The following is a 20,639-nucleotide window of genomic DNA, read 5'->3' on the forward strand; positions in this document are numbered from 1 at the left end:
TCATGGGTAATGGATTAGCTGAGTTTGCAGATTAGGTACTCAGTTACACCTAAAAATGATTCGTTATGGGTATATTTTGGCATTCCCTTTTGCTGCGCAAAATAACGTCATAAATATTATTACCAAATGCTCTTGTATTGCTTTAATTACTTCATCGACATTTTCACATGATGAGTTATTGATATAGTGCTGTAAGCATTGCTGTGCTAGTACTCTACAATCATGCTTGGAATTCATGGTTTACTCCTTTGGTTAATTGCTAGAAATTACTCTCAAGTGAAACAGTTCTTTTTCTAAATCTTTTATTTTGAATTCAATTTTAACTTGCTTATTCGTCTCTTTAGCAATATCAATCCTTTTAACCTTCTTTTCTTCAAACATCCGTCGGTTGCAATGATTATTGATATTATCTTGTATAACCCGCCAACGCCTTTGCAGCCTGCTTATCTCGCGTTCTATGGCTTTGATTGTTCACACCCTAACCCCTAAAACTCTCTACTCAGCTCTACAACCCTCTTACACTGCTCAACATCATGGCACTCTTCGCGGCTTAGCCCCATCTTTGCCGCTAGCCACTGATAGGCCATAGGTCGCGAGGCGTGGCCCTGTCAAAGTATACATGCGCCAAGCCCTTAGCCTTCCTCAGCTCCCTATTTGCAAGCCTTCCGAGTGGTACAGTGCCGTCATTGCCATACTTTAGGTTGCGAGCATGACAGCCAACATAGGCGTCACATGGCGCACATTGCCAAAAGTATTTAGCGCTTAACGCTGGCTTGTGTGGGTAAATAACATTGCCAGTTACTAGCTTTGCTTCTCTGTTGCAATATGGGCATTTAATCACTAGTTTTTGCTCCAATATTCGAAAGGGTTGTCCGCTTGTATAAATCCCTCTAACTCTTTACCTACAAAAAAAACAGAATAACTTTTCTTGTTTTTTAATTCGAAAATCCGTGTCTAATGTAAAGTTTCCGCCGTGATCGATATTCCTTGTAAACCCTGTATCATGAAGGCTTACGAATTGGTTGTCCTGGGTGATGATCATGACTAACCGGCTGCCTACCCTATCTAACCACAACTGTTTATTTCTATTTATTCGCTCAACTGAAATAGTATTTTCTAATTCCATAGTTAATACTCTGCTGGTTCTCTGGCTAATTTGTGATAAATTAATTCGAGGAAAAATAATATTTTTGATTTTATAGAATGTTTTGCTTGGTACTTCTTAGTTATTTTCTGTAGTTTTTTGTCTGCTTCTTGCCGTCGTCGCTCATACTCTTTATCGACCATTAATGCCCCACATGCCTTTATTCATGGTACCTAAAGCCAGAGTCAAACAATCGTTTGACTTGTGGCTGATCAATCTTTATACTGCATCGCAACATAGTTAGAGTGGTTTGTAGTATGTTGACGATCATCGTTTTTATCTTTCTTGCTGCCAGCACAGTATCAGTTATTTTTACCGCACTTATAATTAAATTAGCTTCATCTAAGAGCAAGAAAGGTAAAGAATTTGAATATATTATTGGTTTTCCAGTTTTTTTATTCATCCAATATTTCGCATTTAGCATGTTCGGACCTAATATCGGTTATCACTAATTTAAAAGCTCAATAAGCTAGAGATCAAATATTTTTGGGTTTGTTTAACTACCTTCATCCATACCCTTATCCCTATTTATTCATGGTAGTTAACGCAAAAATCAAAGAGTTATTTTAATTTTGGCTAATCAGTTTTTATACTGCTACACAACTTGATTACATGAGATTTAAAATTAATGAGTTTTGAAGTATTTATTGTAATTTCTGCCATAGTATCGGTTTTTTTAACTATATTTATTTCTCGGGTAATGCTTAGTGAAACTAAGACCAAGTTGAAAATTAAATATTTAGGCCTTTTTTTCGCCTTAATTATTCCCTGTTTTATAGGTACTGGATATTTACTTGGAGCTTTTTTATCTGCTTTCGGTTTACTAGGCAGATTTTGCTAGATATATCCATGCAGCCCTTTAATCATAGTAGCTAAGGCATAACTCAAACTTTCTATGTAAAGCACTTTGAAGTCTATCTTTAGCAGAAAGAAATTCCTGTTGCTCGACTTTGTAATTAAAATCAACAGGATCTTCCCATCTTTCAGCGTCATCATTGCTTTCTATAATTTTTGAGTATTGATCCATCTTTCTATCGCTTACACATAACAATTAATGAACGTCACATAATAGGGATTTACCTTGTTGTTACTGTTCATATTCATCTTGCCAGTGGTAAAGGATATTGGCTAATGACCAGTGACTTGATTTAGTTAGCTGCTTCAGTCACGCTATAACCTTGCCTGGAAACAAGTGCAACCGCTTATTTGTGTAGCTTGCTAAAGCAACCTATGTTTATTTTTTTGAACTTTGTGCTAACTTTTACTTTGTTGGAAATATTGTTTTTATACAATATTTATAATTGCCAATAACTACTTGCTTAGAACTTGGAATTGCAATGAAAAATTTAACATATTATGCTTCAGGTGTTTTTATAAAGATACTGTTTATCCTTTTTACACTAACACCCTGTGTTAGTGTTGCTGACTCTATTAATATCCCCTTAAAGCCATTGCCTATTCACTCGTCCATAACACCTGATAAAGCCTACAGCAATGCCAAAATGAAGAAAAAAGGCATTAAAGCCAATCTTGTAAAGTTCATTTTTGACGGATACGAAGATAAAATTATACTCTTCATTATGGGAAATGAAGCGACAATTAAAAGTCTCTCCAAACCTATATTAGTAGATTCCAGCGGAAAATCACTACAAAATCAGCCCCCCGGCAGCGGCACTGGGCACTCAAATAATATCCACTATCGAGATCTAACCTTTGATAAATCATTATTAAAAATGCCAGGTATTGGAGTAAAAGTGAGCTTTCAGGAGTAATCAACTTATATAGCCATTGATCTGCCGCTGGCCAAGGGTCAAGGTGGGGTTACTAAAATATTATTTTTAATAGTAGTCACTCTAACGTACTTAAGGTACAGTATTTTGACGGAAACTCGTAGTATGTCAAAAACGGTAATACGTATTCCTTTTATTTGAAATAATTAAAGCCCTAATTAGAATATAAGGCAGCTTCTTTCAGTCATTATCTAATTGCGTCATTATTTCTTTAAGAGTAAAAGAGTACTCCTTAATAGCTGGGTTTTTGATCTTCGAAAATAGACTAAAATCTATTTTCCCCCAGTCCTTATTACTAAAATGGTTTAGATATTTCCCCACATTTTTCTGCTCTATTTTATCAAAAATTCGCATTTTAACCTGGGGGTTTTCAGGGCCAAAATCATGGCCATGGTGATAATCATACAACATCACTATGGCCCAACCACCAACCATAAAATGCCCACCCATGCTTATCAGCAAAGAGCCATCCTGAATTTTATCCAAAGCCGGTTTGTCCCAGTTTAACCCGCCTATAATTACTTTTTTACCAGGTATTTTAGAGGATTCAATTGCTGCTTCCATAGCACCAAGTGCAATGGGATCATTAGCAGCCCAAATCGCGCTTATATTTGGATACCGTGCAAACGCTCTAAAGGTTATTTCTTTGGATTCCCTACGAGACCAACGCGCCGTAAATATTTGTTTAAGCTCAATATTAGGGTGATCCAATACAGCATCTTCTAACGCCTGAGTTCTTTGTAAAGAAGCAGGTGTAGCAAAGTCTCCAGCAAGTCCAATGATTTCAACTTTCCTACCAGCATTGATTTCGAGCTTCTGAGCTGCTTGTATAACAGCACGAGCAATCTGTTTCCCTGCAAAGTAATTATCTGGTACTAAAGAACCTATCCAGTTGGGGTGCTTGTCTCTTGGGCCACCAAACCTCAAAACTTCATCAGGGCTCAGTGTATTTAAAACCATAAACGTTTTGATATTTGCAGCCAAAGCTATCTTAAGTTGTTTTAGTCCCTGTAACTTTTCGTTTACAACTAAAAGATAGTCTGGCTTATTTGAACGAGAACTAACCTCGCTGACCAATCGATGTAAAGCGATGTGATTGCGCTCTGCATACAGCACTTCAAGATCAATATTAAGGTCATCGGCAGCAGCTTGCATAAATGATGCTACATTAAACCAAAAGCCGCCTGTATGGTGAGTGGCTGTTGATACTCCAGGATTAACAAAAACAACAGATGGCCTTTCTTTAGCTAATACAGATAAGCTGAAAAGGACGATTAAAATAGAAAGTATTCTCCGTACTTTAGATCTGCATGCGTTCATTTTTCCCTCAACTTAATTAATATAACAATTAGTTACAATGATACTTAACTCACGTTAGCTTTATATTAGCTCAACAATTTACAATCTCTCTGCTCAAGCTCCAGACAAAACAAACCCTTTGCTCTGTCCAGAGCTAAAAAATATTATTTAACTGAGGGTACTTCGCTAAGCACAAAGACTTTTTAAAATTCTCTGCTCAACCGTATAACCTGGCGATATTGGTCTACATCAAACACCCCTCTTTGCAAGCCTTGCAAGTGGCACTGTGCCGTCATTACCATACTTCAGGTTGCGAGCATGACAGCCAACATAGGCATTTAATCATTAGTTTTTGCCCCAATATTCGAAAGGGTTGTCCGCTTGTATAAAATCCTCTAGCTCTTTTCCTACAAAAAACAGAATAATTTTTTTGATTTTTTAACTCGCAAATCCTAAAGGCTGTATCCAGTGTGAAGTTGCCCGCCGTGATCGATATCTCTTGTAAGCCCTGTATTATTTGGGTTGATTGTTCACTGATATACCTATCATGAATCATTTAACCCTTCCTTAACCCTTTCCACTATACAGTCACTTCAGAAATAACAAGGCTTTGGGCCTATCCTGTTCATAGAGCCTACTAGGGCTTTAAAATAACTCGGGCTAAAGTTTGTTATAGATGTCTGTTTGCTCTGATTTGAGAGATAGTGAAAAAGCATGTTAACCGTATTACTAGTGGAAGATGACCGGGATTTAGCCGACACTGTGATTCAGTATTTAGAGCTGGAAAACATTCGTTGTGACTATGCCAGCAATGGTATAGCAGGACTTGAGCTTGTTTCGCAAAACCACTACGACGCCTTATTATTGGATCTTAATTTACCCCGGTTAGACGGTTTGGCTGTTTGTCAGCGTGTGAGAGCCTCAGGAGATGATACGCCAGTCTTGATGTTGACTGCCCGAGATAAAATCAGTGACAAGTTATTAGGCTTTGATGCAGGTACTGATGATTACCTGGTAAAGCCCTTTGCTATTCAGGAGCTGGTGGTAAGAGTGCGTGCATTAGCTAAGCGGCGAAGCGGGCAAGTACGTGTGTTGAGTTGTGGTGATTTACAAATGGATCTCACCACCAAGACTCTTATACGTCAAGGGGTGCCTATTAAACTATCACCCACTTGTTGGACTTTGCTGGAAACGCTATTGCGTGCATCGCCCTCAGTGGTATCACGCCAGCAACTGGAGCAAGCGCTGTGGGGGGATGAAATACCCGACAGTAATAGCCTTAAAGTACACTTATTTCACTTGCGCAAAGCCATTGATATGCCCTTCGATACACCTTTGCTACACACGATTGCCCGGCAGGGGTTTGCAATCAAAGCGGATAAAGGTTAGGAAGCAACATGAAACGGGGACTTAGTTTAAAGTGGCTGGTAGTGTTAGTTTTCCTAGTGCAAGGGTTAATTCTGGTTGTAGGTTATTCATTCCTAACAGCACGCTATTTAATCGAGGGGATGGATAATATTGTTACTGCTAATATGGAGCAAGTTGGCCGCTATCACCTAAAACAAATCGCTAAAACAGGTATCAACCAACCTAAGCAGTTTCAAAATTATTTTATTACTACTGACTGGTCTGATTTGCCTAGTGAAGTAAGAGATCAGTTTAGTTCATCTGAGGTGCAACCTAATGTGTTGTATAAATTTCATCATGATGAAGCTGAAGGGCCGCCGAGGATATTATTTCTCTTGCACTTCCTTGACCAAAACCAAAAAGGCTATGTGTCTTATAGTGTTTCTCGAAATACCACATCAGCTTTAACGTTGGAAAATATAACCAGTGATTTCCAAACGCTGGTTACCATCAGTATATTGAGTGCGCTTTCTTTGGCGCTGATAATTTGGTTATTAAGCTGGCGAATAGGGCAGCCAATTGCTCGTCTTGGTCAGTGGGCTCGTACGCTGGCCACGGACAAGCTTAATCAGTCTACCCCCGATTTTAGCTACCCTGAGCTGAATGCCTTTGCTGAATTAATTCGAACTAATTTAAAGTCAGTGCAAGAAAGTACAGAGCGCGAACAGCGCTTTCTTCGTCATACCAGCCATGAACTTCGTACTCCAATCACAACGATTTGCAGTAATGTCGAGCTACTAAAAAAACTGGATGCGCAGAAAAACCAACAGCATTACGAGGCTGCTATAAACCGTATTGATCGTGCCAGCTTGACCATGAAATATTTAACTGAAACCTTGTTATGGTTACACCATGACCGGGCTGATGAGCTACCAATGACGGAATGCCGGCTTGATGAAGTTATTCAACACTTGGTGGATGATATGCGTTATTTATTGTCGTCAAAGCAAGTCGATGTCCATATCGAAACACAGCCTTACACCCTGTATTTGCCAGAGGCAGCTGCGCGTATTGTACTGGGTAATCTTATTCGTAATGCCTTTCAGCATACTTGGGAAGGTCAAGTGAATATTCAGCAAAAGCAAGGTAGGGTGCAGATTACTAATGAGCAAAGTGTTGAAACAGAAAAGGAAGATCTTGGTTTTGGCTTAGGTCTGGAGTTAACAAATCGGCTGTGTCAGCGGTTAGGTTGGCATTACCAAAATGAGCAACAGGGCAACGGCCATTTTGTCACCCTAGTTTTTCCTGACTCTATTTAAATATGAGGCGCCAATAAAAACTTATGTTTTAATCTTTTTTAACCCTTCTTTAACCCACATTTTTGTAAAGTTTTGCCATAAGCCTGAAAAACCGTGTTAAAAGGTTTTTCTTGTATTAGTAGTTATGCAAGGTTGATAAGTATAACTCCTTAGTTGAGCTATTTAGCTGCCAACCCTGCATTAATTTTTCGTTATTTATAGAAGATATTACTCATGCCTTTTAGTTTTTTTACTGGTTTCGGCAGTCGCCGCCAACTGTTTTTTTTGTCTCTGTTACTGCTTGGATTAAGTGGTTGCTCAAAACAGGATTCATCTTCAGCTGCTGAGCCATCCTCTATGCCTGTTACTGAAGTGAGCGTAGTTACGTTGGAAGCCCAACAACACGCAGTAACTGTTGAGTTACCTGGTCGCACTAAGGCTTACCAAACATCGGATGTTCGCCCGCAAGTGGGTGGCATTTTGCAAAAGCGTTTGTTCAAGGAAGGGCAGGATGTTGAGGAAGGCCAGGTGCTTTATCAAATAAACCCTGCTACCTATCAAGCAACCTATGACAATGCAAAAGCAAAGCTGGCTCAAGCAAAAGCCGCAGTGCAGTCTGCCCAGCCAAAGGCGGAGCGCTATCAACGTTTGGCCAAAATAGGCGGGGTGAGCAAGCAGGATAAAGATGAGGCAGTTGCTACCTTAAGAGAGGCTCAAGCAGCCGTGGTAGCCTATGAGGCTGAGCTAAAAACAGCAGAAATTAATCTGGAATATGCTCAGATTAAAGCACCTATCTCTGGTCGTATTGGTAAGTCAGCGGCAACGCCTGGGGCATTAGTTACTGCGGACCAGACAAGTGCACTGACCACCATCAACCAGTTAGACCCTATAAATGTTGACCTGAGCTTTTCCAGTGTTGAAGGACTGAAATTAAGGCGTCAATTGGAATCTGGCCAACTGAAAAAAGAAGAAAAGGTTCAGGTGAAGCTAACGCTGGAGGATGGTACTGCCTATAGCGAAACCGGCACCTTGGAATTTGTGGGTAACTCAGTTGAAGAAACCACCGGAACCATGGAGTTAAGAGCCGTGTTTGTTAACCCAAATTACCAGCTGTTACCTGGTATGTACGTTGATGCCACTCTGTATGTGGGGGTTGATGAGCAAGCATTGTTAGTACCGATGCAAGCGGTTACCCGTAACTCTAAGGGTGAAGCAACCGTATGGGTTGTTTCTGCTGACGATAAGGTAGAGCAGCGCGTGGTGGAAACCAGTAAGGCTGTTAAAGACAAGTGGCTGGTTAGCTCCGGACTTAAGGCTGGTGAGCGCGTGATTGTGGAAGGTGTGCACAAGGTAAGAACAGGGCAGGTTGTTCAAGCGGAAGAAGTTCAGCAGGACTTAAATGTAGCTGAAAGCAAGGCAGTAACCGCAGATACAGCCAATGAAAGCCAGCTAACGCTGTAGCCCGAAGCCAGGAGGAGTAGTCATGGCCCGTTTTTTTATAGACCGACCGATATTTGCCTGGGTAATTGCGATTGCCATCATGCTGGGTGGCCTGATGTCGATTTTCAGCTTGCCGCTGCAACAATATCCAGACATCGCACCACCCGCGGTTTCTGTTAGTGCCACCTATACCGGTGCTTCTGCAGAAACTGTACAAAACTCGGTTACCCAAATTCTTGAGCAGCAAATGACAGGGCTGGATAACCTGCTTTATATGTCATCCAGCAGTAGCTCATCAGGTAGCTCAAGCATTACCCTAACCTTTGCTTCTGGTACAGACCCTGATACGGCACAGGTGCAGGTGCAAAATAAGGTATCTCAGGCTGAGTCGATGCTGCCGGATGCAGTGAAAAACTCAGGGGTGACAGTATCCAAGTCTGGCGGTGGCAGCATGTTTATGGTGTTGGCGTTTACCTCCGATGACGGCAGCATGACGGATACGGACATTGCTGACTATATGGTATCCAGTCTGCAGGATTCAATCAGCCGAGTTAACGGTGTGGGTAATGTTAGGGTGTTTGGCTCAGAGTACGCCATGCGGATCTGGCTTGACCCGGAAAAAATGCGCAAATACACCCTGATGCCTTCTGATGTTACCACGGCTATTTCACAACAAAATACTGATGTTAGCTCAGGCGCATTAGGTGATTTACCAGCGATTAATGGCCAGCAGCTGAATGCCACGGTTACCTCGCGAAGCAAGCTGCAAACCGTTGAGCAATTCGAATCTATCGTTCTTAAGTCTGATACTAGTGGTGCTACAGTTTATTTGAGTGATGTCGCCAACATAGAGCTAGGCTCTGAAAGCTACTCAACTTCAGCCAAGTTTAATGGTAAAGCTGCTTCAGGTATGGGATTGGAGCTAGCGACAGGTGCTAATGCGCTGGATGTTGCTGAGGCAGTTAAAGCTAAGCTCAAAACCCTTGAACCTTATTTCCCCGATGGTTTGAGTTACACGATTGCCTACGACACGACACCCTTTGTAAAAATCTCTATTGAAGAAGTCGTGCAAACCTTAATGGAAGCGATCGGGCTGGTTGTGCTGATCATGTTTCTGTTTCTACAAAACTGGCGTGCGACCTTGATCCCTGCCATTGCGGTGCCTGTGGTATTGCTAGGTACTTTTGGCGTATTGGCGCTACTAGGTTACTCCATCAATACCTTAACCATGTTCAGTATGGTACTCGCCATCGGCCTATTGGTGGATGACGCCATTGTAGTGGTGGAAAACGTCGAGCGGGTAATGTCTGAAGAGGGCTTATCACCACGAGAGGCTACTCGCAAATCCATGGGGCAGATTACTGGGGCGTTAATCGGCATTGCCATGGTATTAACTGCCGTATTTATTCCAATGGCCTTTTTTGAAGGCTCTACAGGTGCAATTTATCGTCAGTTCTCAGTCACCATTGCTGCCTCTATGTTGCTTTCTGTGGTAGTTGCATTGACGTTAAGCCCAGCGCTGTGTGCCACTTTTCTGAAGCCTATTGAGAAAGGCGGCCATACCTCAAGCAAAGGGCCATTAGGTCGCTTCTTTGCTTGGTTTAACCGCTGCTTTGACCGTAGCACCAACCGCTATCGTAATGGAGTAAAGCATGTTGTTCACTATCGTAAATCAAGCATGCTGGTCTACCTAGGCATCATCGGCATTATGGGATTACTGTTTGTGCGCCTGCCTACCTCATTTTTGCCAGAAGAAGACCAGGGCATGTTGATGGTGATGTATAACGCTCCAGTCGGTGCCACTCAGCAGCGTACCCTGAAAAGCATGGACAAAGTGGCTGAATTTGTAATGCAACAGCCAGAGGTTGAAGGCATCTTCAATGTGGCTGGCTTCAGCTTTGCCGGTAGTAGCCAAAACGCAGGTATGGCGTTTATTAAGCTCAAGGATTGGAGCGAGCGAGAAGCGTCTGCTCAGGAAATTGCGGGCCGAATTACTGGGGCAATGATGGCAACCATTAAAGATGCTCAGGTATTTGCACTGACTCCACCCGCTATTTCAGGCTTAGGTTCCAGCTCTGGTTTTACTTTGCAGCTGCAGGACTTAGGTGGTAATGGCCATGAAGCGTTGGTTGCAGCAAAAAATCAGCTACTGCAATTGGCAGGCAATAACGCAAAACTCACCGCTGTTCGCTACAACGGGCTGAATGATTCGCCGGTGTATCAATTGGATATCAATGATCAAAAAGCGGGTGCGCTGGGGCTTTCGTCTTCAGATATCAACGATACCTTATCAACCGTACTAGGTAGTAACTATGTTAATGACTTCATTAACAAGAGTCGGGTTAAAAAGGTATATGTACAGGGGGAGGCTTCTTCGCGAATGCTGCCTCAGGATATTAGCCGCTGGTATGTGCGAAATAGTGAAGGAAAAATGGTGCCATTTTCAGTCTTCTCTAATGGCCACTGGGATTACAAACCACAAGTGCTGAACCGTTTTAATGGCACTGAGTCGATGGAAATTACCGGCAGTGCAATAACTGGGGTGAGCTCTGGTGATGCGATGAATGAAATTGCCAGTTTGGTAAGCCAGCTGCCTGATGGTATCAGCTATTCCTGGTCGGATATGTCTTATCAAGAGCAGGCGGCCGGGTCGCAAGCCACTTTGCTTTATGCCGTATCACTGGTGTTCGTCTTCTTGTGCTTGGCTGCACTTTATGAAAGCTGGTCAATTCCAGTTTCAGTCATACTGGCTGTACCTGTCGGTATTGTAGGTGCTCTGGCTGCCACTTGGTTACGTGATTTATCCAACGATATTTATTTCCAGGTTGGTTTATTGGCCACCATGGGGCTGGCAGCGAAAAACGGTATTTTGATTGTTGAGTTTGCCAAAGATCTGGAAGAAAAAGGCGAGTCTTTAATATCGGCGGTATTGCAAGCGGCTCATCAGCGGTTACGCCCAATTATCATGACCTCGTTAGCCTTTTTACTGGGTGTTTTACCGATGGTGTTAAGTTCTGGTGCGGGATCAGGTGGTCGTCATGCGTTGGGCACTGGAGTACTTGGCGGAACCTTGTTTTCTACCTTGTTTGGTATTTTCTTTGTACCGTTATTTTATGTGATTATCCGCTCCCTATTTGGAGGAGAAAAAGCTGCAGTGCAGCCTAAGAAAGAAGCGCTGTATAGCCAGGAGGCTGAAGTATGAAACCACTGCAAAAAATCTGTGTTTTAATACCTGTATTAACCATGGCTGGGTGTGTCAGCTTAGCCCCAGATTACCAACAGCCTGATTCACCTGTAACTGCAGAATGGCGTGATACTAAAGCTGCACAGCAAAACTCATCAGCCGTTGCTACCCATAAAACAGTGGCTGCAATTAAGTGGCAAGATTATTTTCAAGATCGCAAGTTACGCCAGGTAATTAATCTAGCGTTAACTAACAATCGTGATTTACGGATTGCCTTGCTAAATATTGAGCAAGCACGGGCTAAATATGGAATTCAAGAAGCTGAACTATGGCCGTCTATATCAGTAAGCAGTAGCAAAACAGCATCACGAACGCCTACGAATGGTAGTGATAGTGCTACCATCAGTCACCAATATGAGGCTGGCATTGGTTTTAGCAACTATGAGCTGGATTTGTTCGGACGGATTAGCAGTTTAAAAGACGAGGCGTTGGAGAGCTATTTATCAACAGTGGAAACCCAGCGCAGCACTCGCTTAAGTTTAATTGCTGAAGTGGCAAATAATTGGTTGACGTTAGCGACAAATCTGCAATTACAAGCCCTCGCTCAGCAAACGCTTAATAGCCAGTTAGAAACCCTGAAACTAACCCAAAAAATGTACAGCCAGGGCATAGCCTCAAAACTGAACTTGGCCCAGGTTCAGTCCAGTGTGGAAACGGCCCGCGTTGATGTCGCTACATACAAAGCACAAGTTGCTCAGGATCGTAATGCACTGGAATTAGTGGTAGGTACTCAGCTGAAGGATAATCTGTTACCCACAGTAAAATTGGAGAAAACGATTGCACTAGCACCAATCCCCGCCAATTTAAAATCAAGTGTGCTATTACAGCGCCCAGATGTATTGGCAGCGGAACATAGCTTAAAAGGAGCTAACGCCAATATTGGAGCAGCCCGTGCAGCTTTTTTCCCTACTATTTCTCTTACGGCATCTGCCGGGCGTAGCAGCAATCAATTAAATGACTTATTTAGCAGCAGTAATCGCAGTTGGTCATTTACGCCGAGTATTAGTATACCCATTTTTAATGCTGGGAGTTTAAGTGCTTCACTAAAAGAGTCTAAAGTAAAACGTGATATTGCGGTGGCTGACTATGAAAAAACGATTCAAACTGCATTTAAAGAGGTCGCTGATGTTTTAGCCGTGCGTGGATCATTGGATGAACGACTAAAAGCACAAAAAGCCCTGGTTAAAGCTAATTCGCAGAGTTATACCTTATCCAATGCTCGCTACCGTAATGGCTTAGACAGTTACCTTGATGCTTTGGATTCACAACGACAGCTGTATAGTGCTCAGCAGGCGTTAATTCAGCTGCAACTAACTGAATACAGCAATCGAGTGACGTTATTTAAAGTGCTGGGGGGTGGGACTAATACATAGTCTGTAGTTAAAAAAACAAGATACTCATAATCGTGGGTGTCTTGTTTGCACAAGGAGGTGTTTTATTGGTTTTTACTTGATTAATTAACAGTTTATGTTTTTCTGATATTAAATAATGTCTATAGCTGCCAAAAAGCTAAAGCAGAGTTGCTTTTTAATTAGCGAGTAGTGAAAGGGCAGCCGAGGCTATATTGTCTTTTAAGTTATAGTTTGTATTTTGAATGTAAATATTCTTCTCTAAAAATAAAAAATAAGATAGGCTGAATAAACCTAAAAAAATAACAAGGAAGCTTAGCAGTGGATCGCAGACATTTCTTAAAGTATGGGACTGCTGTCTCTACAGGTTTAGCATTAGGCACAGCGCCATTGCCAGATTTATTACCTGACCCTAATACGCCAACCCTTTATACAAGCAGAATTTTAGTAAAGTTTAATTATGATACATATCGAACTCTAAAAATAAGTCAGAGTGGAACAGACAGTTCTAAAAATCTAACTCATCACATACCTTATATGTATCATTGTCATTCACTAGTGGTCCATGCGTAAAGTTGTTACCTTACTTTGCGCATGGACCACTATAACATGAAGATAAAGGAATGATGGGACAGTTTACAGTGTATGATCCGGCGGTTGAAAATAAAGTTTGAATAATTAATTAGAGGAGAAACAGAATGATTACATAATAAAAAAGCCTTATCAGAAGCATCGATAATATAGTGACACCATTTATCGATAGAGTAATTAAAAGGAAATAATTTTTCTAGTAGTTCGTTTATAATTACCTTAGTGATAATCTTCAATTTAAGGATGAAATATGAAACGCCGTGATATGTTGAAAGGATTAAGTGCTGGATCTGCAGCAACGTTGGTCGCCGCCAGTTTTTCAAGTAATGCAAGTAGTAAGTTGTTAAAAGGCTCATCTTTGCAGCCTGGGTATTATCCTTGCTGTACTTTAACACCTGAACAGCCAGAAGGGCCATATTATTTTGATGCAGGAATGGTACATCGAAATATTACTGAGGGTAAACCTGGTGTACCGCTTGAACTTGAATTAAGAGTTGTTGATAGTACAAATGGGTGCCAGCCTATTACCGACGCAGTTGTTGATATTTGGCATTGTGATGCTCAAGGGCTCTACTCTGGTTATGAGGGTCAAGGTGACAGTGGTGATATTGATACAACGGGCGAAACCTTCTTGCGTGGCGTTCAGGTCACTGATTGGCAAGGGCTTGTTAATTTTCAAACAATTTATCCTGGTTGGTATTATACGCGGGCGACCCATATTCATTTATCTGTTTTTTTAGATGCAGCGACGCTTGTTACTAGTCAAATATATTTTCCTGATGAGATAAATGAATCGATATATACCAATCATGTTGCTTATACAGGTCGGAGTAAAGAGAGAGTGACTAACAACGAAAATGACATGCTGTTAACTATGCTTGAAGATAAGAAAAATGATGTGTTTGTTGAAATTGGTCAAGATAACACCGGTTTTGGATTTAAAGCGGTTTATACTATAGGTGTTAAACTTAGTTCTTAAATTTTAGGATTATCTACGGAGTAGTTGGTTATACCTCAAACTATTGTACTTAGTTTATTAAGTTTCAATGCTATTCAATAAACGTAACTTTAATATGGTGTTTATAGAGCTGGCAGGATGCCAGCTCTTGCCCAATCGCGTGTCGTCCGAAGATATTCAGTAAAGGTAGATTTATTACAAACTCCACACCTGATTGATGATGGCAGCATATATCAACCTCTGCTAAGCCAAATTTTTTATGAGTGATACTATAACACTGGTTTGTTTTAGGAGGCAGCTAGAACAGCACTTACCCGATTATGTACTACCTTTATTTGGTAAGGTGTCTTTTTGCTTGCTTATTAATTATTTTCTAGTCTTCTTAATGCTTTTTTAGCTTGCTCGTTTCCTTGAGCTTCGGCTTTACGAAACCAGTACATAGCCATATCTTTATTTTGTGGAGTTCCCAGCCCATACTCATAAAGAAATCCAAGGTTTAACTGAGAAAGTGCAAATCCACTCTCTGCTGACTTTGTGTACCAATAGAAAGCTTTATTATAGTTTTTAGGTACATATTTACCTGATTCATAAATAAATGCAATATTATTTTGTGCTATTCTATAACCTAAATTAGCAGACTTTTCGTAAAGAGAAACTGTCATTTTGATATCCTTTTTAACTCCTATTCCATGTTCATACATATATGCTAAGTTATTCATGGATCTAGGGTCCCCATTTTTTACGGCTTTGCGATACCAGTAAACAGCTTTTTTATCATCTTGCTTAAACCCATAACCTCGTCTATACATTAATGCAACATTGTATTGGCCTTCCATAGCTCCTTGTTGAGCTACGAGAAGATACCATTTTGCTGCTTTTTTAAGGTTAATATCAACACCCTTTAATCCTAATCGATATCGATTTCCTAACTCCATCTGGGCCTGAATATCACCGCTGTTTGCTTTGATCAACAGCTCATCCAAAGTTTTTGATTCTTGTGAATATATAGATGAAGTGATTAGTAATATTGAAATAAAAATTAATAGTTTATTCATGATATTTATTTTTGTGTGATGGGTATGTATTTTTTATGTGACATTACTTAGGTAAATATCTAATATTATTTTAATGGAATCGTATTGTTTGAGCTATATTGATATTGAATAAGAGGCACTACTACAGCTTATAAGTGATTTAAAATCTGATTGAAAAGAAGTTATGTGGCAGGATAGCATGATATTTTGTTTCATTTTTAGTGGTTTTTTCTAATAGACTAATAAACACCATTGTATGTGCTTTCCCACGACTCTTGATCTCCATTCCAAACAAGCTGGCCTATAATATTGTCGTAAATTTCAAGTTCTGGCTCTTCGCATTTTTTTAATAAAATTTTTCATAATTTCATGTTTAATGTTGGTATTTAAATACTAGTGAATGTTATTCTACGACCACTTAATTATGTGGTACATGCTTTGGAACTGCACATAAGCAGATAGACTCAGCTATTATATAGTCATAACCTGTAAGGCGCATAACTATGTTTAAGGCTAGTATCTATGAATCGGCGCAGTGCCATTAAATATCTGCTCACAATTGGGGCCAGCTTAACCCCCACGCTGGCGGCTCTCAGCAATACGGATCCGCAGTTTTTGAAAGAAGAGCAAAAAAAGGCAAAGCTCACCAAGTATATCTTTAATTTTGCATCCCCTTACATTAGCGATAAACATCTTACAACGCCTCATGCTCACGATGAGATCAAGCAACTCATTGAGCAATATACTCACAATCAGGTTTATGTTGCCATCCATGATGGTGGCAGTTTTGGTATTGGTAGTGCACTGTCAAGCAGCGTGATTTATGGACAAGTACAGGGCGCCCTGTTATCCATATCCAATCTCACACCTCGAGCTCCAGCCATGGACATTATCAATATTCCATTCTGGTGTGCCAGTGCAGAAAGATACCAGCGCCTGGTGAACTCCAAAGCTTGGCAGCAGTATGTATTATCCCAAGCAGTCCATATGACAGTGCTCTTTCATTATGTAGTGGGCTCCAGGACAGCATCCTCTACCCGCATTTATGGTAAAGCTATTAAATCGCCGGAGGACTTTAGTGGCGTGAGATTCCGGGTTCCCGCATCGGAATCCTTGTTGCACTTTTATCAAATGGCAGGGGCAAAGCCTACATCAATCCTGTGGGGGCTCGCTGCAAGAACGGCTCGCCTTAATCGTTACGATGCATTGGATCCTTCAGTTATAGGCCTTTATTCTGGCCCAGACGAGCTACACAGAGAAATTGGCGTGATTACCGAAATAGAATCTGTACACGACGGTTGGGTAGCTATCGCCAATAATCATTTTATACAGGCACTCGATAAAACCACTAGGATTGCCTTTCTTGATGCTATTGAAGAAATCAGGCATAAACAGTTGCTCTTGTATCAGCGCTCCTATAACAACTGCCGACAGAGGTTTTCCCAAAAGGGTGTCAAAATTTATTCGCCATCAATGGAGGAGAAAGAAGCGCTTAAATTTGCCTTTGGTCACCAGAGAAAAGAGTGGAATAGCGTTAAAGAGAAGTTGCTTGGTCCGAAATGGCCTCGTATTTTTCAGCAATTGATTGAAGCAACTTATTCCTAGGGCTTTTTATATTAGTCAAGCATATAAGACAAGTGATAACTATCAGTCCATATGACTCTTTTTTTGCCTGGATTGTAATATGCTATACCATAAACTATGGTGGTTTCAGTATTATTGTCATGTTGTTGAGGTACAAAAGATTTAACTTTAATATGAATGCCACCTATACCATTAGTGTTGCCTTTGTAATTAATATTATAAATACTAAGCGTCTGTAAAATTAAGTTGAGGATGCGCTTGGTTTCTTTTTTGATTTTATAGGGAGTTAGTGCCTTAGAGTTATTTAATAATAGCTGAAAGCTCAATCTATCCTTTGCCATTTCAATCATATTTAACTCACCAGTCAGTTTTGATACTTGACTTTTAATAGTAGTAAATAAGTCTGTAGGATAGCGAGGGGAGTAACCGTAACGTATAAAATTGTACCTAAAAGGGGGCGAGTCTTGGTGTGCTGATGAGATTGAGGAGGATGGAGATTCTGCGGCTACATCAATTGCAATTTTATTATTGTATGGATTGATTTTGTTTTCTATTAATATGTTAATAGCAGTATTAGTAACAGCTTTAATATGACTAAGTACAACGGAGTCTGCTAATAACCCTGGTTTTTTGTATTGTATTTTAAATTTAAGGTTGTTTTTTGTTTGTTTAATAAGGTCTATATCTATATCAATGAAATTAACTTTATTTTTAAGTTCTTGAAGAAAATTTATAGGATAAAAGTTATTATCGTTAGATGTCTGTTCAATCCATGTTGAATTTTGGTTACTGAGTTTTTGTATAAATATAAGCAAGATAATGACAGTTACAATGGTCATTATCGTTGGCAATTTTGTTACCTTTTTTGGTTCTGTAATCTGCTGCATATCATACTGCACTCAGTCAGATAATTTAATGGTTGTTTTATAGGTCTGTCCTTTTTTATGTTTGGTGAAGCTTCAGCAAACGAAATATGTCGTGGATTAGCCTATAATCACTATACCAATGTAGTATTTTTATTACAAATTTTACCTATCAAAGATAAGTCTATATACAACTAATAGAGTAGGTTATATTTTAGTGAAGTTCAATTTGTCAGTACTATAGCCAATAACGAATGGTTTTTAGGTGAGGCCATCAAATGACGAGGCCACATGAGCCTATAATAATAGGTGATTGAGATGAGGAGCGAAGACAGCTAAATGCTCCTGCACTCTCACCCTCGATGGTGGTCATAACAAAACCTAGAAATCATTCGTGAAGGGTATAGTTTGGCTGGCTTTCATGAGTGATGGTTTAGACTTACTGTTATTAATTGTCGGTTCACAGGTTCATCTGATAGGAGTTGCAAAAATATTTCGGTACCGACTCGATATTGGTTACAATAGGTAGCTCACTTCCTGAGTTGTCAATATCAGTGATTACTGCTATCAGAGTTCATTGTCTAAATCTGGTGGTGCGTAGATGCGAAAGAGCGGTTTAATATTTAGAGTTGCCCTAGATAATATTTGGCCGCATCATTGGTAGGGTCAATTTGAAATGATTGTTTAAATGCAAGACGGGCTTTTTCAGGTGATTTGTTTAGTTTATGTACGAACCCCTTCCAATACCAAATAAAGCTGTTATCTTTGGATAGTTTAAGTGCGCTATCTAGCATGTTCAGTGAATCAGAATATTGTTTTTTGAATAATAGGGTTACAGCTTTTTCGAACCAAATATAATAATTGGTTTGATCTAATGTTAAAGCTTTATCGTAAGCGTCTAGTGCTTTATTAAACTCACCTTGCTTACGCAATTGAATTCCTTTACCTAACCAACTGATAGGGTCGTCAGGTTTTATTTTTAGGGCTTCATCACAGGCATCACTTGAGGTTGAAATAAAGCATAACCGCCGCCAGGTAGAAAAGTGTTTGATATCTGTTAATAGAATATTTTCTAACAACTCAATAGCTTTTTCTGTATTACCATAACTTGCTGCTTTTCTATATAAAAAATCTATTTCAAGCTTTTGCTTAAATACTTTGAAAGTAGATGGTTGACACTCCCATAGGCTGATTACTTGCTTGTTGTCGCGCGCGCCTTCAATTTGAATCAAAAAATCATGTGTGTTTAATATATTATAAAAGTTGTCACCTTCCTTGCCATAGGGTTTGCCAGTATTACAAAGCTTAACACCAATTGGGCAAATGCAAGTATAACTATCTTTTTTATCAGGATTATCTTTCTCTTGCCAAAGCCAGGGGGAGCGTTGATTTAAATGCTTATCTTTATCAATAGATAATAAAAACTGATCTATGAAACTTTGATTTAACTTCTGAAAACCTTGAAAATGTTTTCCTGGCTCATTAAGCACATAGTCCTGAAAGAAATCAATGGATAGCCAGTTTTTTCGTTGAGAGCCCCAAATCCACTTTTCTTGGCCTAGCCCTATCTCAGCAGTAATGTCTAATCTCCCTTGAGTGATATTAGCTTTATAGGAAAAAGGGTTATAACCTGAGACTAATACTAAGTCGGTTAGTATGTTTTTATTGGATGATTTTAATAAGTGGAGAGTGCCTTTAGATGATTTCCATTTTTCTTGATTATCACAACTCATTCCAATGATATTCCAAGTACCAGTACTTAGACACCTTTTAAAGTTTAATTCATTCTGAATAGCATTATCTGATCGTATACGCCAGCGCTGCAAACCATCATTACGGCACTCTTGAAGCTCTAGAGGATAATATATATCAACACTGGTAAGACATAATCCACTTGTTGATATTAATTGGTCATATTGCTCTGTGCCTGTAACAATTGCAGAGAAAAATAAACCAAAAATATAATATTTAATCGACTTGTTTATAGACACTGCATGCAACTTCTATTTGCTATGAGTAACACTATATTTATAGTCTACTATTGGTAATTTTCCACTATAAAGAACATAGTTTTTAGTAGAATAAGCAATCAGTTTTTAGCTATGTATAAGCTGAGTGATTGTATCCCCTTTATGAGTGTACGTGACTTCTATAGGCTGTCGGGGATTTAGGGAGTATAATCTGGCAACAGTTTTTCGAAAATTTTTAGTCAGCCACAACAAGATATATAAGTGGTGCTAAGTAACCATTAGGTGAGTGTTTTCTCTGACGGTGCTGAGCCATAAACATAGCTACGCTACAGTACGCCTACCGAAGGGACACGAGCCTGAACACCTCAAACTGGTTCATACACACTACACAGTCATTGATAGTTCTCTGAATAGCAATATTACTCATGTGAAGTCTCTATGGTCTGTATAAAATCATATACATTAAGTATTGAAATTCAATACATCGAAAAAAACAGTAACATACACTTGAAAGAAGCATACAATTAACCCACTTGAGTTGGAATCATTTCTTAGTGCTACTCATGCCCAACCACAAACAGCAATTAAACGTTATACCATCAGATGGTCAATTGAATCATTATTTGGCTGCCTAAAAAGTCGGGGTTACGGGAATTTCTGCACTTACTGAGAGTTTTGTCCTGTACATAGCTAAAAAATTAGAATTGCGAGCAGTATAGGGATTATTT

Annotated in this window: 16 protein-coding genes; 8 read left to right on the forward strand and 8 right to left on the reverse strand. The window is 39.9% G+C overall.

Annotated elements, in window-relative coordinates; genetic code table 11:
• Nucleotides 1-63: 63 nt before the first annotated feature.
• The 4 genes from ORQ98_RS19255 to ORQ98_RS19265 all read right to left on the reverse strand — a co-directional run bounded on the left by ORQ98_RS19255 (nucleotide 64) and on the right by ORQ98_RS19265 (nucleotide 2,171).
• Complete coding sequence (locus tag ORQ98_RS19255) at nucleotides 64-237, reverse strand: hypothetical protein (protein WP_274690444.1); 174 nt, start codon at nucleotides 235-237, stop codon at nucleotides 64-66.
• A gap of 331 nt (nucleotides 238-568) precedes the next feature.
• Nucleotides 569-841, reverse strand: a complete 273-nt coding sequence (locus tag ORQ98_RS29640) for a zinc-finger-containing protein (protein WP_425347697.1) — start codon at nucleotides 839-841, stop codon at nucleotides 569-571.
• 463 nt (nucleotides 842-1,304) lie between these two features.
• On the reverse strand, nucleotides 1,305-1,568 hold the full coding sequence (locus ORQ98_RS19260) for a hypothetical protein (protein WP_274690445.1): 264 nt from the start codon (nucleotides 1,566-1,568) through the stop codon (nucleotides 1,305-1,307).
• 435 nt (nucleotides 1,569-2,003) lie between these two features.
• Nucleotides 2,004-2,171 (reverse strand): hypothetical protein, encoded by a 168-nt coding sequence (locus ORQ98_RS19265; RefSeq protein ID WP_274690446.1) that lies wholly within the window; start codon nucleotides 2,169-2,171, stop codon nucleotides 2,004-2,006.
• Nucleotides 2,172-2,481: 310 nt separating this feature from the next.
• On the opposite strand from ORQ98_RS19265, the gene ORQ98_RS19270 reads away from it, so the two are divergent.
• Complete coding sequence (locus tag ORQ98_RS19270) at nucleotides 2,482-2,916, forward strand: hypothetical protein (RefSeq protein WP_274690447.1); 435 nt, start codon at nucleotides 2,482-2,484, stop codon at nucleotides 2,914-2,916.
• A 198-nt stretch (nucleotides 2,917-3,114) separates the two neighbouring features.
• Here ORQ98_RS19270 and ORQ98_RS19275 read toward each other — a convergent pair whose 3' ends face one another.
• Entirely contained in the window at nucleotides 3,115-4,254 is a 1,140-nt protein-coding gene (locus ORQ98_RS19275; protein ID WP_274690448.1) for an ABC transporter substrate-binding protein, read from the reverse strand.
• A 693-nt stretch (nucleotides 4,255-4,947) separates the two neighbouring features.
• Between ORQ98_RS19275 and ORQ98_RS19280 the strand changes: the two genes are divergently transcribed.
• The 6 genes from ORQ98_RS19280 (at nucleotide 4,948) to ORQ98_RS19305 (ending at nucleotide 14,481) form a co-directional block, all read left to right on the forward strand.
• Nucleotides 4,948-5,622: a response regulator transcription factor gene (locus ORQ98_RS19280; protein WP_274690449.1), complete on the forward strand. Its 675-nt coding sequence runs from the start codon at nucleotides 4,948-4,950 to the stop codon at nucleotides 5,620-5,622.
• An 8-nt stretch (nucleotides 5,623-5,630) separates the two neighbouring features.
• Nucleotides 5,631-6,899, forward strand: coding sequence for a sensor histidine kinase (locus ORQ98_RS19285; RefSeq protein ID WP_274690450.1), 1,269 nt, complete (start codon nucleotides 5,631-5,633; stop codon nucleotides 6,897-6,899).
• 213 nt (nucleotides 6,900-7,112) lie between these two features.
• On the forward strand, nucleotides 7,113-8,339 hold the full coding sequence (locus tag ORQ98_RS19290; RefSeq protein WP_274690451.1) for an efflux RND transporter periplasmic adaptor subunit: 1,227 nt from the start codon (nucleotides 7,113-7,115) through the stop codon (nucleotides 8,337-8,339).
• A 22-nt stretch (nucleotides 8,340-8,361) separates the two neighbouring features.
• Complete coding sequence (locus tag ORQ98_RS19295; RefSeq protein WP_274690452.1) at nucleotides 8,362-11,520, forward strand: efflux RND transporter permease subunit; 3,159 nt, start codon at nucleotides 8,362-8,364, stop codon at nucleotides 11,518-11,520.
• Nucleotides 11,517-12,935 (forward strand): efflux transporter outer membrane subunit, encoded by a 1,419-nt coding sequence (locus ORQ98_RS19300; protein WP_274690453.1) that lies wholly within the window; start codon nucleotides 11,517-11,519, stop codon nucleotides 12,933-12,935. The genes ORQ98_RS19295 and ORQ98_RS19300 overlap by 4 nt, the downstream gene beginning before the upstream one ends.
• Before the next feature lie 817 nt (nucleotides 12,936-13,752).
• Nucleotides 13,753-14,481 (forward strand): intradiol ring-cleavage dioxygenase, encoded by a 729-nt coding sequence (locus tag ORQ98_RS19305; protein ID WP_274690454.1) that lies wholly within the window; start codon nucleotides 13,753-13,755, stop codon nucleotides 14,479-14,481.
• Between the two features lie 341 nt (nucleotides 14,482-14,822).
• Here ORQ98_RS19305 and ORQ98_RS19310 read toward each other — a convergent pair whose 3' ends face one another.
• Entirely contained in the window at nucleotides 14,823-15,515 is a 693-nt protein-coding gene (locus ORQ98_RS19310; RefSeq protein WP_274690455.1) for a tetratricopeptide repeat protein, read from the reverse strand.
• 501 nt (nucleotides 15,516-16,016) lie between these two features.
• Between ORQ98_RS19310 and ORQ98_RS19315 the strand changes: the two genes are divergently transcribed.
• Nucleotides 16,017-17,099: a TRAP transporter substrate-binding protein gene (locus tag ORQ98_RS19315; RefSeq protein WP_274690456.1), complete on the forward strand. Its 1,083-nt coding sequence runs from the start codon at nucleotides 16,017-16,019 to the stop codon at nucleotides 17,097-17,099.
• A gap of 11 nt (nucleotides 17,100-17,110) precedes the next feature.
• Here ORQ98_RS19315 and ORQ98_RS19320 read toward each other — a convergent pair whose 3' ends face one another.
• On the reverse strand, nucleotides 17,111-17,965 hold the full coding sequence (locus ORQ98_RS19320; RefSeq protein ID WP_274690457.1) for a hypothetical protein: 855 nt from the start codon (nucleotides 17,963-17,965) through the stop codon (nucleotides 17,111-17,113).
• A gap of 599 nt (nucleotides 17,966-18,564) precedes the next feature.
• Nucleotides 18,565-19,932: a tetratricopeptide repeat protein gene (locus ORQ98_RS19325; RefSeq protein ID WP_274690458.1), complete on the reverse strand. Its 1,368-nt coding sequence runs from the start codon at nucleotides 19,930-19,932 to the stop codon at nucleotides 18,565-18,567.
• Nucleotides 19,933-20,639 lie beyond the last annotated feature (707 nt).

This window comes from Spartinivicinus poritis, from assembly GCF_028858535.1.
Lineage (GTDB): Bacteria > Pseudomonadota > Gammaproteobacteria > Pseudomonadales > Zooshikellaceae > Spartinivicinus > Spartinivicinus poritis.

What these genes read in the sequence shown, in the direction of transcription:
- ORQ98_RS19255 (WP_274690444.1), bottom strand. Translation starts at nt 237, where the DNA reads ATGAATTCCAAGCATGATTGTAGAGTACTAGCACAGCAATGCTTACAG.
- ORQ98_RS19260 (WP_274690445.1), bottom strand. Translation starts at nt 1,568, where the DNA reads ATGCTAAATGCGAAATATTGGATGAATAAAAAAACTGGAAAACCAATA.
- ORQ98_RS19265 (WP_274690446.1), bottom strand. Translation starts at nt 2,171, where the DNA reads ATGGATCAATACTCAAAAATTATAGAAAGCAATGATGACGCTGAAAGA.
- ORQ98_RS19270 (WP_274690447.1), top strand. Translation starts at nt 2,482, where the DNA reads ATGAAAAATTTAACATATTATGCTTCAGGTGTTTTTATAAAGATACTG.
- ORQ98_RS19275 (WP_274690448.1), bottom strand. Translation starts at nt 4,254, where the DNA reads ATGAACGCATGCAGATCTAAAGTACGGAGAATACTTTCTATTTTAATC.
- ORQ98_RS19280 (WP_274690449.1), top strand. Translation starts at nt 4,948, where the DNA reads ATGTTAACCGTATTACTAGTGGAAGATGACCGGGATTTAGCCGACACT.
- ORQ98_RS19285 (WP_274690450.1), top strand. Translation starts at nt 5,631, where the DNA reads ATGAAACGGGGACTTAGTTTAAAGTGGCTGGTAGTGTTAGTTTTCCTA.
- ORQ98_RS19290 (WP_274690451.1), top strand. Translation starts at nt 7,113, where the DNA reads ATGCCTTTTAGTTTTTTTACTGGTTTCGGCAGTCGCCGCCAACTGTTT.
- ORQ98_RS19295 (WP_274690452.1), top strand. Translation starts at nt 8,362, where the DNA reads ATGGCCCGTTTTTTTATAGACCGACCGATATTTGCCTGGGTAATTGCG.
- ORQ98_RS19300 (WP_274690453.1), top strand. Translation starts at nt 11,517, where the DNA reads ATGAAACCACTGCAAAAAATCTGTGTTTTAATACCTGTATTAACCATG.
- ORQ98_RS19305 (WP_274690454.1), top strand. Translation starts at nt 13,753, where the DNA reads ATGAAACGCCGTGATATGTTGAAAGGATTAAGTGCTGGATCTGCAGCA.
- ORQ98_RS19310 (WP_274690455.1), bottom strand. Translation starts at nt 15,515, where the DNA reads ATGAATAAACTATTAATTTTTATTTCAATATTACTAATCACTTCATCT.
- ORQ98_RS19315 (WP_274690456.1), top strand. Translation starts at nt 16,017, where the DNA reads ATGAATCGGCGCAGTGCCATTAAATATCTGCTCACAATTGGGGCCAGC.
- ORQ98_RS19320 (WP_274690457.1), bottom strand. Translation starts at nt 17,965, where the DNA reads ATGCAGCAGATTACAGAACCAAAAAAGGTAACAAAATTGCCAACGATA.